6 protein-coding genes and 2 pseudogenes are annotated in these 12860 nt (G+C 77.7%); 4 read left to right on the top strand and 4 right to left on the bottom strand.

Annotation, left to right across the window (positions count from 1 at the left end):
- The first annotated feature begins 195 nt into the window (after positions 1–195).
- The 4 genes from HCK00_RS00175 to HCK00_RS00160 all read left to right on the top strand — a co-directional run bounded on the left by HCK00_RS00175 (position 196) and on the right by HCK00_RS00160 (position 5180).
- Positions 196–1662 (top strand): L-lactate MFS transporter, encoded by a 1467-nt coding sequence (locus tag HCK00_RS00175; RefSeq protein ID WP_168099658.1) that lies wholly within the window; start codon positions 196–198, stop codon positions 1660–1662.
- Complete coding sequence (locus HCK00_RS00170) at positions 1659–1859, top strand: MFS transporter small subunit (protein WP_168099631.1); 201 nt, start codon at positions 1659–1661, stop codon at positions 1857–1859. Before HCK00_RS00175 ends, HCK00_RS00170 begins: the two co-directional genes overlap by 4 nt.
- Positions 1860–2166: 307 nt before the next feature.
- Positions 2167–3375 carry a lycopene cyclase family protein gene (locus HCK00_RS00165; protein WP_168099657.1) on the top strand — a complete coding sequence of 403 codons (1209 nt, stop codon included), beginning with the start codon at positions 2167–2169 and terminating at the stop codon, positions 3373–3375.
- 194 nt (positions 3376–3569) lie between these two features.
- On the top strand, positions 3570–5180 hold the full coding sequence (locus tag HCK00_RS00160) for an FAD-dependent oxidoreductase (protein ID WP_168099656.1): 1611 nt from the start codon (positions 3570–3572) through the stop codon (positions 5178–5180).
- A 354-nt stretch (positions 5181–5534) separates the two neighbouring features.
- Here HCK00_RS00160 and HCK00_RS00155 read toward each other — a convergent pair whose 3' ends face one another.
- From HCK00_RS00155 to HCK00_RS28330, 4 genes and pseudogenes are all read right to left on the bottom strand, one after another.
- Positions 5535–6581 carry a DUF5914 domain-containing protein gene (locus HCK00_RS00155; RefSeq protein ID WP_311765083.1) on the bottom strand — a complete coding sequence of 349 codons (1047 nt, stop codon included), beginning with the start codon at positions 6579–6581 and terminating at the stop codon, positions 5535–5537.
- Between the two features lie 428 nt (positions 6582–7009).
- Positions 7010–7984, bottom strand: a pseudogene (locus HCK00_RS00150) (phytoene/squalene synthase family protein); the annotation flags it as partial.
- Complete coding sequence (gene crtI / locus HCK00_RS00145; protein ID WP_168099654.1) at positions 7981–9534, bottom strand: phytoene desaturase family protein; 1554 nt, start codon at positions 9532–9534, stop codon at positions 7981–7983. The pseudogene HCK00_RS00150 and the gene crtI, both read right to left, overlap by 4 nt.
- A gap of 809 nt (positions 9535–10343) precedes the next feature.
- Positions 10344–11621: pseudogene (locus tag HCK00_RS28330) on the bottom strand (polyprenyl synthetase family protein); the annotation flags it as partial.
- Positions 11622–12860 lie beyond the last annotated feature (1239 nt).

Below are 12860 nucleotides of genomic sequence, written 5' to 3'. Positions count from 1 at the left end.
AGGCACGCGCTCCGGGGGAGTCGAGAGGGCGACGGCGGGTAGAGGCTTCACGCGGATGGCTGAAAGTTATACGGTCCGCTGGTCAGTTCAATTTCTCATCGTGGATGACGTTTTCCGGGACCGGGTGTTCGGCATGAGCGCGGCGCGTTCCGTGGGAGCGCCGCGGTGTTCGCAAGGCCGGTGGAGGAGAACCATATGGCCCCACTTCCCGTCCCGGGTGTGCTCGCGCGCTCCCGCAGTGTCGCCCCGCCCGGGTGGAGCCGCTGGCTCGTTCCGCCCGCCGCGCTGGCCATCCACCTCGCCATCGGACAGGCGTACGCCTGGAGCGTGTTCAAGCCTCCGCTGGAGGACTCCCTCGACCTGTCGGGGACCGCGTCCGCGCTGCCGTTCCAGCTCGCCATGGTCATGCTGGGGCTCTCCGCGGCCTTCGGCGGCACCCTCGTCGAGCGGAACGGGCCGCGCTGGGCGATGGCCGTCTCCGCCCTCTGCTTCTGTTCCGGCTTCCTGATCTCGGCGCTCGGCGCGGCCACGGGGCAGTACTGGCTGATCGTCCTCGGCTACGGCGGGGTGGGCGGCATCGGCCTCGGCATCGGCTACATCTCGCCCGTCTCCACCCTGCTGAAGTGGTTCCCCGACCGCCCGGGCATGGCGACGGGTATCGCCATCATGGGCTTCGGCGGCGGCGCGCTGATCGCCTCGCCCTGGTCCACGCAGCTCCTCTCCACGTTCGGGCCCGGCACCTCGGGCATCGCGCAGACCTTCCTGGTCATGGGGCTGGTCTACGCGGTCTTCATGACGCTGGGCGTCCTGCTGATCCGGGTACCCGCCGACGGCTGGCGCCCGCCGGGGTGGAAGGCCCCCGAGGGCACCTCCGGGGCGGAGGGCGAGGGCGCCGGGGCGCCCGTCACCCACCAGGTCTCGGCCAACAGCGCCCTGCGCACCCCGCAGTTCTGGCTGCTGTGGGTGGTGCTCTGCACCAACGTCACGGCCGGGATCGGCATTCTGGAGAAGGCCGCCCCGATGATCCGGGACTTCTTCGCCGGGTCCGCCACCCCGATCAGCGTCACGGCCGCGGCGGGCTTCGTCGGGCTGCTCTCCCTCGCCAACATGCTGGGCCGCTTCACCTGGTCCTCCACCTCCGACCTGGTGGGGCGGAAGAACATCTACCGGCTCTACCTCGGCGTGGGCATGCTGATGTACCTGGCGATCTCGCTGATGGGAGACGGCTCCAAGCTGCTCTTCATCGCCTGCACCGCGGTGCTCGTCTCCTTCTACGGCGGCGGGTTCGCCACGATCCCGGCCTATCTGCGGGACCTGTTCGGCACCTTCCAGGTCGGCGCCATCCACGGCCGGCTGCTCACCGCCTGGTCCACGGCCGGGATCCTCGGCCCGCTGATCGTCAACGCCATCGCGGACTCCGCCGAGTCGGCCGGGCGCTCCGGCCCGGACCTGTACAACCTGACCTTCACCATCATGATCGGCGTGCTGCTGGTCGGCTTCGTGGCCAACGAACTGGTCCGCCCGGTCAACAAGCGCCACCACGAGCCGTCCCCCGAGCCGTCCCCCGCACCGGAGCCCGCGGCGGGCACCGGGGCGGAAGGCACCGGGACGGCAGGCACCGCGGGCGCCCGCTCCCAGCAGCCCGAGGAGGCGGCACAGTGACGCAGTCCACCAACGGCACCACGGATGGCACCGGCACCGTCGGCACGACGGACGGCACGGACACTGCGGGCGGCGCGGCGGCGGGGGACGGCGGCCGGCGCCCCCTGATGGCCTTCGCCTGGGTCTGGGTAGGGGTTCCCTTCGCCTACGGCGTCTACGAACTGGTGCTGAAGATGAAGCAGCTGTTCGTCGGCTGATCCGCCGCTCCCCGGTGGAGCGACGAGCGTTTCCGGGCCGCCGGGCCCCGCCGCCGACACGCGCGCGGGGCCCGGCGGCCCTTTCGCGCCGTCGTGGCGCGCCGACGCCCCCACCTGCCACTCGCCTCCCGCCCGCCGCGCCTGCATCCGCCGGCCCGCCCGCTGCGGAATGCTGGGGGAGAACCAGAAGAACCGGCGACCGGCGGAGGAACCTCCGGCCCGCGAACGGGTAGGCGGCGGGCAGCGTGGCCCGCGCGGGAGGACGGGCCGGGAACCGGAGCGGGAGCGGGCGAGAGGGTCGGGCGGCGTGTACGACACCGAAGTGGCCATTGTGGGCGCGGGGGCCGCCGGGTTGTCGCTCGCGTACCGGCTGAGCGCGGAGAAGCCCGGCGGGCGGCTCGGCCCCGAGGTGACGCTGGTGGACGCGCCGCCCGGCCCGCTCAGACCCCCCGAGCGCACCTGGTGCTTCTGGGAGGAGCCCGGCGGCGAGTACGACGACGTCCTGACCGCCTCCTGGGACCGGCTGCGGGTACGCGGCCCGGCGGGCGAGGAGATCACCGGCACGACCGCCCCGCTGCGCTACAAGATGCTCCGCTCCGGCGACTTCGAGGCCGAGGTGGGGCGGCGGCTGGGCCGCTCCCCGTTCCTCCGGCCCGTCTCCGCGCGGGTCACGGAGGTGGCCGCGCTGGGGCAGGGCGCGGAGGTGCGCGGCACCGGCGCGGACGGCGAACCGCTGCGCCTGCGGGCCCGCTGGGTGTTCGACTCCCGCCCGCCGCGCGGCCTGCCGCCCGCCCGCACCACGCTGCTCCAGCACTTCCGCGGCTGGTTCCTCCGCGCGGAACGCCCCGTGTTCGACCCCGGCACCGCCGACCTCATGGACTTCCGCACCCCGCAGCCCGCGCACGGCCTCTCCTTCGGCTACGTCCTGCCGACGAGCCCGTACGAGGCGCTCGTCGAGTACACCGAGTTCTCCCGCTCCGTGCTGACCCCCGAGGGGTACGAACGGGCGCTGCGCCACTACACGCGGGAGGTGCTGGGTGTGGACCGCTACGAGGTGACCGGCACCGAACAGGGCGTCATCCCCATGACCGACGGCCGCTACCCGCGGCAGGCGGCCCCCGCCGTCTTCCGTATCGGCACGGCGGGCGGCGCCACCCGCCCCTCCACCGGCTACACCTTCGCCGCCGTGCAGCGCCAGACCCGCGCCATCGCCGCCGCCTACCACCAGGGCCGCACCCCGCTCCCGCCCCCGCCGCACTCCCCGTGGTCCCGCGCCATGGACGCGGTGCTGCTGCGCGCCCTCGACAGCGGCCGGGTGGACGGCGCCGCCTTCTTCACCGGCCTCTTCCGCCGCGTCCCGGCCGAACGGCTGCTGCGCTTCCTCGACGGGCGCACCCGGATACCCGAGGACCTGGCCATCGGCCTGCGCACCCCGGTGGGGCCCATGCTGCGCACCGCCGTCGAAGTGCCCTGGCTGCGCAGACGGCCCTCGCCGGCGGGGAACGGCGACCCCTGAGCGGGGGCGGCGCGGCCGGCGGGGGCCCGACGGGACGCGGGTGCCGGTGGCGGCCGGGCCCGGGCGCTCCCGGGACGCCCCTGGCCACCGGCACCCGCGTCCCGTCCACCCCGTCGTCCCGGCCCCCCGGTTCCGTCCCGCCCCTTCCGCCCGTCCCGTCCGTCCCGTCCGTCCGAGCCGAGAGAGACCGTCGCATGCGCCCTGGCACCGACCCGAGCCACCGCCCCGTCCGGCCCCCGGCCCCCCGCCGGGGGCGTGACCGCCGGGCGCGGGTGCTCCCGGCCCCCGGCGGGCGGCCGCGCGTCACGGGCGAGCCGCCGTCGGTGGCCGTCGTCGGCGGCGGCATCGCCGGGCTGGCCGCGGCGACCGGGCTCGCCGAGCGCGGCGTGCGGGTCGTCGTGTACGAGCGCGAGGGCAGCCTGGGCGGGCGGCTGGCCGGCTGGTCCGAGGAGCTGGCCGACGGCTCCCGGGCGACCATGAGCCGCGGGTTCCACGCCTTCTTCCGGCAGTACTACAACCTGCGGGGCCTGCTCCGCCGGGCCGATCCGTCGCTCACGCGCCTCACCGGCCTGCCCGACTATCCCCTCCGCCACAGCTCCGGCCTCGCCGACAGCTTCGCGCGGGTGCCGCGCACCCCGCCGTGGTCCGCCCTCGGCTTCGTCGCCCGCAGCCCCACCTTCGGCCTGCGCGACCTCGCGCGGATGAACCCGCGGGCCGCGCTGCCCCTGCTCGACGTGCGGGTCCCGGAGGTCTACGAGCAGCTGGACGGGGTCAGCGCCGCGGAACTGCTCGCGCGCATCCGCTTCCCCGAAGCGGCGCACCACCTGGCGTTCGAGGTGTTCTCGCGGAGCTTCTTCGCCGACCCGCGGGAGCTGTCCGCCGCCGAGATGGTGCTGATGTTCCACATCTACTTCCTCGGCTCCAGCGAGGGGCTCCTCTTCGACGTGCCGGACGAGCCGTTCCCGCAGGCGCTGTGGGAGCCGCTGGCCGGCTACCTGGCCGGGCACGGCACCGAGGTGCGCACGGGGCACGCGGTGGAGACCGTCACCCCCGCCACCGGGGGCGGATTCACCGTCACCACCGCGCCGGACGAGCACACCTCCACCGGGAACGGGACGCCCGGGGCGCGCGCGTTCGACGCGGTGGTGCTCGCCCTCGACACCGGCGGGCTGCGCCGGCTCGTGGCCGCCTCACCGCGGCTGGGCGACGAGCGCTGGCGCGCGCGGATCGCCGGACTGCGCACCGCGCCGCCGTTCCTGGTCTCCCGGCTCTGGCTGGACCGGCCGGTGGCCGCCGACCGCCCCGGCTTCCTCGGCACCAGCGGCTACGGGCCGCTGGACAACGTGAGCGTGCTGGAGCGCTGGGAGGGCGAGGCGGCGCGCCGGGCGGCCCGCACGGGCGGCTCGGTCGTCGAACTCCACGCCTACGCCGTCGATCCCGCCGCCGACCGCCCGGCGGTGGAACGGCGGCTCCTCGACGAGCTGCGCCGGGTCTACCCGGAGACCGCCGGGGCCCGGGTGGTCGACGCCCGCCATGAGTGGCGCGCCGACTGCCCGCTCTTCCCCGTGGGCGGCTACGCGGACCGGCCCACCGTCGACACCCCCGACCCGGCGCTGAAGGTGGCCGGGGACCTGGTGCGCACCGGACTCCCGGTCGCGCTGATGGAACGCGCCGCGACCAGCGGGTTCCTCGCGTCGAACGCGCTGCTGGAGCGGTGGGGCGTCCGCGGCCAGACGCTGTGGACGGTGCCGGACCGCGGCCGCGTCCCGGCCCTGCGGGCGCTGGCGCGCCGGGGTGCCGGGTAGCTGATCCGGTGGCCCGTGTGGCCCGTGTGGCCCGTGTGGCCCGGTGGGTCACCGGGCCGGGCGGGGTGGCACGAGGCCGGCCGGGGGCGGCGGTGTGGGTGCGCCCGGGGCAGCGGTGGGGTGTGCGCGGGGCGGAGGGGAGCACGGCGGATCGACGCGGGCCGGCCCGCCGTTCCGCCACCGGCTCCGTTCCGCCACCGGCCGGCCCGCCGCCGTGTCCCGGTGTCCCGACGGCCGACCGTCGACCGTCGACCGCCGGCTGCCGACGGCCGACGGCCGATGGCTGACCGCTGGTCACCGGCCGTCTTCCGCTGGACGACTGCCCTTCGGCCGGGCCTGCCCGTCGGTCGGCCGTCAGCCGGGGAAGCGGCCCGTGGTGCGGAGGGACCAGCGGCGTTCCGCGTAGGCCAGGTCGTCGCGCCACAGCCGGCCCGCCGCGGCGCGCATCAGCGGACGGACCAGGGGCGCGGCGGCTCGGGCCAGCGCGAAGCCCTTCCGGTCGGAGCCGGCGATCACCGCCTCGACCACCGCCGTGCGCGGCGGTCCGGCGGCGCCGGGCGCGGTGAGCGGCGTGGCGTGGGTCTCCACGACGGAGCCCTCGCCCTCGCCCTCGGTGATCCGCATGACGACGGTGCGGGGTTCGGGCGCGGTGAAGACCGCGCGGACCGGCACCACCGCCCGGCCCGCCACCTTGAACGAGACGTCGACCACGAACCCGTCGTCGGCGTCCGCGTCGGTGCCCCCGCCCGAGCCCGTCCCCCCGTCCGCGTTCGCATCCGGCCCCGCGCCCGGGTGCGAGTCCGCGCCACCTCCCGTGGCGGCGTCGGGTTCCGGGGCGCGGGTCACCGTCAGGTCCACGAAGGAGTACGGGTGGAACCAGGCGCCGTGCCAGGGGTCGAGCCGGTTGGCGACGACGTCCTCCGGCTCGCACCGGCCGAAACCGGTCCACACCGCGGGCAGGGCGCTATCCGGGGCGGGCCGTTCGGGGATCACCGGGCGCTCCAGCGGCTCCTCACCGCCGGCGTGGTCCAGCCGGACCCAGAGGAGCACCCCGTCGTCGTGCACCGGGTACGGCTTCCAGCCCGCGAACGGGCGTCCGTCGAGGGCGAGTCCGTGCCAGTGGCAGACGAGGGTGCCGCAGCGGACCGGGCTCCGCCGGAGCGGCGCGCCCAGATGCGGGCAGGCCCCGGGCCCGGCCTGCGGGCGCCCGTCCTCGTCCCGCCAGAGCACGACCTCGGTGCCGGCGACGGTCCGGCCCAGCGGGCGGTCGCCGCGGAGCGCGGCGGACGCGCCGACGACGTACCAGTTGCCCGACGGCCGGGCCTGCGCCCGCTTCAGCGCGGCGGCGATCAGCGCGGGGGAGGCCTCGCGCCAGGTGGGCCGCTGCCGTTCCCAGGGCACGGGGTCGCGGCGGAGCCGCAGCGCGAACCGGCCGGCCCGGGGCGGACCGGCGGAGGGAGAGGAGGATGCGGCCGGGGCCGGGGGAGGGGTTGGTGATGAGGGCGGGGACGGGGACGGGGACGGTGATGGGGTCTGGGGCCCGGTGTCGGTCATGCTGCGAGGTCCCTCCGGGAACGGACGGTGCGGGAACGGCCGTGCGGTGGGCGGCCGGTGACGGGCCGGCCGGTGTCCGGACGCTCGCCGGTGGGGCGGGCGGCGGCGGGGTGGTGGCCGGTGCCCGGGTCTCCGGCGGCCGTCGGCCCGGCACCGCCGCCCGTCGGTGCCGGGCCGGAGGGGCGGGCACCGGCGGACGGGCGCCCGGCTCCCGGACCGCCGTGGCCGCCCCGGTCGTCCTGGCCGCCCCGGCTGCCCCGGTCGTCCTGGTCACCCCGCCCGCCCCGGCCGTGGGCCCGCAGGCGGGCCGCGGTGAGCCGGGCCAGTCCGTCCAGGGCGACCACGGCCCGCTGCCGCCGCGGTACGACGGCCCGCCGGTGGAGCACCGCGTACCCGTCGTCGGCCACGGCCTTCAGGATGGACCCGTAGAGGACGAAGGCGGTGCGGATGCACGGCCGGGAGACGGGGTCGAGCATGGCGATGCCGGGCGCCGCCTCCCGGTAGACCCCGCGGGTGAGCTCGGCGGCGGCCCGCAGCGCGGCGGTGATCCGCGGGTCGCGGCGGCCCGTGGCCCGGCTCCAGGCGAGCAGGTCGCGGTCGGCGCCGTGCGCGGCGAGCAGGTCCGCGGGGAGGTAGACCCGGCCCCGGTCGAGGTCCTCGCCCACGTCCCGCAGGAAGTTGGTGAGCTGGAACGCCACCCCGAGCGCGGCGGCGTGCGGCTCGGCCTCCTCACGGGGGACGACGGTGCCGAGCACCGGCAGCATCTGCAACCCGATGACGGCGGCCGAGCCGTGCATGTAGCCGCGGAGCGCCGCGTAGTCGGGGTAGTCGGTGACCTCCAGGTCCGCGCGCATGGAGTCCATGAAGTCGGCGAAGTGGCGGTGGTCGATGGCGTACCGCTCGGCGGTGTGCGCGAGGGCGCGGACCACCGGCTCGGCGTCGCCCGCCGGGGAGCGCGGGGCCGCCCCCGCGCCGTCGCGCAGCCCCGCCAGGAGTTCGTCCCGCAACCGGGCGAGGGCGAGCGCCCGTTCGGCCGCGGGGGTGTCCTGGCCCAGGTCGTCGACGATGTCGTCGGCCCAGCGGGCGAAGCCGTACAGGGCGTGGACGGCGGGGCGCCGCTCCACCGGCAGCAGCCGGGTGGCGAGGAAGTACGTCTTGCCGTGGCGCGCGTTCAGCCGCCGGCACTCCCGGTAGGCGGCGCGCAGCGCGGGATCGGTGATGCCGGCCGCGCCGAGTTCACGTGCGGTCATGCGGGGCTGCCCTTTCTGGCGGGACGGGGGACGCGGACGCCGGTGGGGCGTCCCGGGCGCCCCGGGCGGTGCGCGCCGGGTCCGCCGGTGATCCGGGCGGCGGCGAGCTTGCCGGAGACGAGGACTGTCGGCACCCCGACGCCGGGTGTGGTGCCGCAGCCGGCGAGCACGGCGTTCTCCGTCCCCCGTACGAGGTTCCGCGGCCGGAACGGGCCGGTCTGCGCGAAGGTGTGCGCGGCGGAGAACGGGGTGCCGGCGGCGTGCCCCTCGGCGGTCCAGTCGGCCGGGGTGACCAGGGCCTCCGTCTCGATGGCGGCGCCCAGTCCGGCCAGCCCGCGCCCCTCCAGCTCGCGCAGCACGGCGTCCCGGTAGCGGGGGCCCAGCTCCGCCCACTCCCGGGGACCCGGGCCGAGGTCGGTGTTGGGGCAGGGCGCCAGGACGTAGTGGAGGTGGCGGCCGGGCGGCGCCAGCGAGGGGTCGCTCGCGGTGGGCCGGGTGATCAGCAGCGACGGGTCGCTCATCAGGGAGCCGTCCCGGGTGAGTTCCCGGAAGGTGGACTTCCAGGCGGCGCCGAAGGAGAGCGTGTGGTGGGCGAGTTCCGGCCAGGTGCGGTCGGTGCCCGCGTGCAGCACCACCGCCGAGGGGGAGTGACGCAGCGCCACCGGCCGGCGCGGCACGCGCCCCAGCAGCCGGTATGTGACGGGCAGGTCGGGGGTGAGCACGACCGCGTCACAGGCGATCCGGCCCCGGTCGGTGACCACGGCCGAGATCCGGCCACCCGCGCGGGGCGCGGCCGCGCCGGCCCGCTCCAGCTCCGTCACCTCCTCGCCGTAGCGGAACTCGGCGCCCGCCTCGGCCGCCGCGTCCGCCAGCGCCCGGGGCAGCGCGTGCATCCCGCCGCGCGGGAAGTACACCCCGGCCACGGTGTCCATGTAGGCGATGACGGCGTACGCGGCCAGCGCCCGGGCCGGGGGCACGCCCGCGTAGAGCGCCTGGAAGGAGAAGACGCGGCGGAGCCGCTCGTCGGAGAGGAACCGGCCGATGCGGGCGTCGAGCCGGCCGAAGCCGCCGAGGGCGGCGAGGCGCGCCAGATCGGGGTGGACGAGCTGGAAGGGCGAGTCGAAGTTGGCGTCGATGAAACGGCGCATCTGCACCGCGTACAGCTTCTCCAGCCAGCGGCGCAGGCGCCGGTAGCCGCGCGCCTCCCGCGCGCCCGCGAACCGCTCGATCTCGCTCTCCATGGCCGCGGCCCCGGTGTGCACGTCGAGCACTTCGCCGTCGGCGAACCGGGCGCGGTAGGCGGGGTGGAGGGGGACGAGGTCCAGCCGCTCGTGGAGGCCGGAGCCGACGGCGGCCAGCGCCTCGTCCACCAGCTCCGGCATCGTCAGCACGGTGGGCCCGGTGTCGGCGTGGTAGCCGCCGCCCAGGTCCAGCCGCCCGGCGCGGCCGCCGGGCAGCGCGCCGCGCTCGACGACGGTCACCCGCCTCCCCGCGCCCAGCAGGTGCAGCGCGGCGGAGAGCCCCGCCAGCCCGGCGCCGACGACCACCACATGGTCGGTGCGGCCGGGGACGGTCCGCGGCCCGCGCCGCGCGACGGCCGCCGTGCGTGGGCCCCGTCCGGAGGGGGCGGGTGGCGCGGGCGGCCCGGGTGCGTCCGCCGGGGCCGGCGGCGGGGCCGGTGTGCCCGCCGGCCGGTGCGGTGGGCTCGCGGGTGGGGCCGCCGCGCCCGGCGCCGTGGGCGGTGGGGCCGCCGCGCTCGACGGCGGGCGGGGTGTACTCGCCGCCGCCGCCACCTCCGCCGCCGCCACCTCCGCCGCCGCCGACGACGACGCCGACGACGACGAGGCAGAGGCCGGCGCCGTCCCCGACGGGGTGGCTGGGGTGGCCGGATCGCCCGGCGGGCCGGCCGGAGGGTTCGGGTCGTTCCGGGGTGCGGGGGTGCCGGCCGGGGTCGGACTCAACGGTGGTCTCCTTCGGCGGTGGTGGCCAGGAGCAGGGGCAGCGCCAGGCCGAACTCGTCCGGAACGGGGTCCCCTTCGTGGTCGTCGCGCCCGTGCTCGGGCGCGGGCTCCCGCACGGGGCCCGGGCGCGGGGCCGTGCTCCCGTCGGCCCCGGGACCGGCCCCGGCCTCGGCCTCGGTGTAGGTGTCGGCCTCGGTGTAGGTGTCGGCACCGGCCTCGGCTTCGGCGTAGGGGTAGGGGTAGGCGCCGGCCTCGGCCTCGGTGTGGGCGTAGGTGTCGGCCTCGGCGTAGGTGCCGGGGTCGCCGTTCGCGCCGGGGCGGGTGTGCGCTTCGGGACGGCCGCCCGCCGTGGGGCGGGTGCCGGCGTCACGGTGGGTGCCGGGGGCGGCGTCGGATGCGGGGCCCGGACCGGATGCGGGGTCGGCCCCGGAGCCGGGGCCCGGGCCGGGATTGGTGGCGCCCGCGACGGCGGACAGCAGTGCCCGCACCCGGGCGCCCGCCACCGGCTCGATGTCGGCGGACGCCAGGTGGTGACGGCTCCGTGTCACCAGGCGGTCGATGGTGCGTTCGGTGAGGGCGCGCGCCCCGGTGGCGGTGAGCACGGCGCGGACCCGGTCCAGGTCCGCCTCGGGCAACTCCGGATCGCCCAGGGCGCCGTCCAGCACGACGAGCGCCGCCCGGTCACCGGCCGCCTCGGCCCGGGAGCGCCCGACGGCGACCAGGTAGGTGGGCTTGCCCTCGCGGATGTCCTGCCCCGACGGCTTGCCCGTGCGCTCCGGGTCGCCGAAGACGCCGAGCAGGTCGTCGCGGAGCTGGAAGGCGATCCCGGCGCAGCGGCCCGCCGCGCACAGGGCACGGGTGGTGCGCTCGTCGGCGCCGGCGAGCGCCGCGCCCAGCGCCAGGGGACGCTCCACCGAGTACAGGGCGCTCTTGAGGCAGGCGGTGCGGACCGCCCGGATCACCGAACGTGCGCCGGTCCGCTGTCCGTGCAGGTCGAGATACTGGCCGGCCACCATCTCCGTGCGCATGGCCCGCCAGACCTCGCGCACCCGGCGGTGGGCCTCCGGCGGCAGCGGCGTCTCGGCCAGGGTGTCGTCGGCCCAGGCCAGGGCGAGGTCACCGGCGAGGACGGCGGCGGCGCGGCCGAAGGTGATGCCGGTGCCGGTGCCGTTTCCGGCGCGGCGCGCGGTGTCCTCGGCGCCGGCCGGGGTCCCCGGGGCGTCGGCCGTGTCCGTCCCGTCCGGGGACGCGGGGCCGGCGGGGCCGGTGGGGCCGGTGGGGGCGGGGCCGTTCGGGGCACCGTCACGGCCGCCGCGCGGGGCACCCCACTGGGCACCCCACGGCCCATCGCTGCCGCTGCCGCCGTACTGCGCGCCGATGTCCAGGTGGAGGGCAGGACGGCCACGCCGCAGCGGCGAGTCGTCCATCACGTCGTCGTGGACGAGGGCGCAGGTCTGGATCAGCTCCAGCGCCGCGGCGACGCGCAGCGCCGACGCCGCCTCCGCGGGGCCGTTCCCGCCGCCGCAGGCGCGCAGGCCCCACCAGAGGAACTGACTGCGCATCCGCTTGCCGCCGTCGAGGGTGAAGCGCAGGACGCGCTCGGCGATGTCGCGGCCGAAGACCTCGTCGACCCCGGCCGCGGCGGAGACCCGTTCCCGCAGCACGTCACCGAGTATGTGCCCGACGGTCCCCGGTACGTCCGCGTCCACGGCCGACGGGTCCAGGGCGCGCGGGCTCGGGGAGGCGGGGGGAGCGAACGCGGGTGCGGACGGCGAACCGGCCGCGGCCCGGACCGGGAACGACGGCGGAGCCGGGGAAGGGTTCGGAGCCGGGGAAGGGGTCGGAGCCGGGGGCGGGGCCTGCGCCGGGGAAGGGGCCTGAGCCGGGGACGGGTCCTGACCCGGGGAAGGGGCCTGAGCCGGGTCCCGGGACGGATCGGGGACCGGGCCCGGCTCCGGGTGGGCGGGCACGGCGAGGGCTCCGGCGGCCGGGCTGTTGGGTTCCACAAGCCCCGCGTACCCGCCGGAACGGTGCGGACGCGGCGATTCCGCCGATTCCCGGGGGTGGCGGGCGGCGGCCGGCTCCGGGCGGTGCCGGGCGGCTGCGGCTCGGGACTCCTCGGCCTGGGTGCGGCGCACTTCGCACGTCCTCTCGTCACGGCAGCCGGCTGACTTCCTCTCATCTCTCCTTCGGGGCACGGGCACCGTTCGGATGCGGGCGGACGGCCACGTCACCGAGGCGGCCCGCCGGACGGCGCCGGACGCCACCGCTCCAGTCGATCACGCCGGGCGCCGCGGAGGCCCGCGCCACGTCCGGGCGAGGACCGTTCGGGCGTGCCGGTCGCCGGCCCTCGGCCCTCGGCCCTCGGCCGCCGGCCGCCGGGTGCCAGGTGCCGCCGGGTGCCGGGCGCCGGGCGCCGGGCGAAGGGTGCCGGGAGGTGCGTGCCGGGTACCGGGAGGCGCGTGCCCGGCGGCGGGCGGCGCGTGCCGGGCAGCGGGGCCGGACGCGCCGTCGCCCGCACGCGGCCACCGGGCGGCGCCCGTCCGGGCGGTCGGACCTCCGGACGGCGCTGCCCCGGTCCCGCGCGGGGTACGGACAAGCGCGCGGGGCCTGCCCCGGACGGACGCCGGCCACCCCCACGGCGCCATGCATCCGGGGACGGCCCCCGGCCCGAACCCCACGGACACGGCCGCCACGCACCACTCCGCCCGGAGCCCGGAGCCCGGAGCCCGGAGCCCGCCGGGCACGGCCCCGGGCCCCTGGAGCCTGGGGCCGTGCCCGGGGCACCCCGGACGCGTGCGGCGCGCGGTACCCGGAACCCAGAACCCGTCCCCTGCCCCGCCGCTTACGACCCTCCCGCCACCAGCAGTCCACCACCTCCCGCCCGCTCATCACCCGTCCGTCACCACTCGCCC

The organism is Streptomyces zingiberis (genome assembly GCF_012034935.1).
Classification (GTDB): Bacteria; Actinomycetota; Actinomycetes; order Streptomycetales; family Streptomycetaceae; genus Streptomyces; species Streptomyces zingiberis.
Note: the sequence above shows the minus strand (reverse complement) of the source record. Positions and strands in the feature narration are given on the sequence as shown.

Bases quoted from the DNA above. Each gene is read 5' to 3' on its own strand.
- HCK00_RS00160 (WP_168099656.1), top strand. From the start codon at position 3,570: ATGCGCCCTGGCACCGACCCGAGCCACCGCCCCGTCCGGCCCCCGGCC.
- HCK00_RS00175 (WP_168099658.1), top strand. From the start codon at position 196: ATGGCCCCACTTCCCGTCCCGGGTGTGCTCGCGCGCTCCCGCAGTGTC.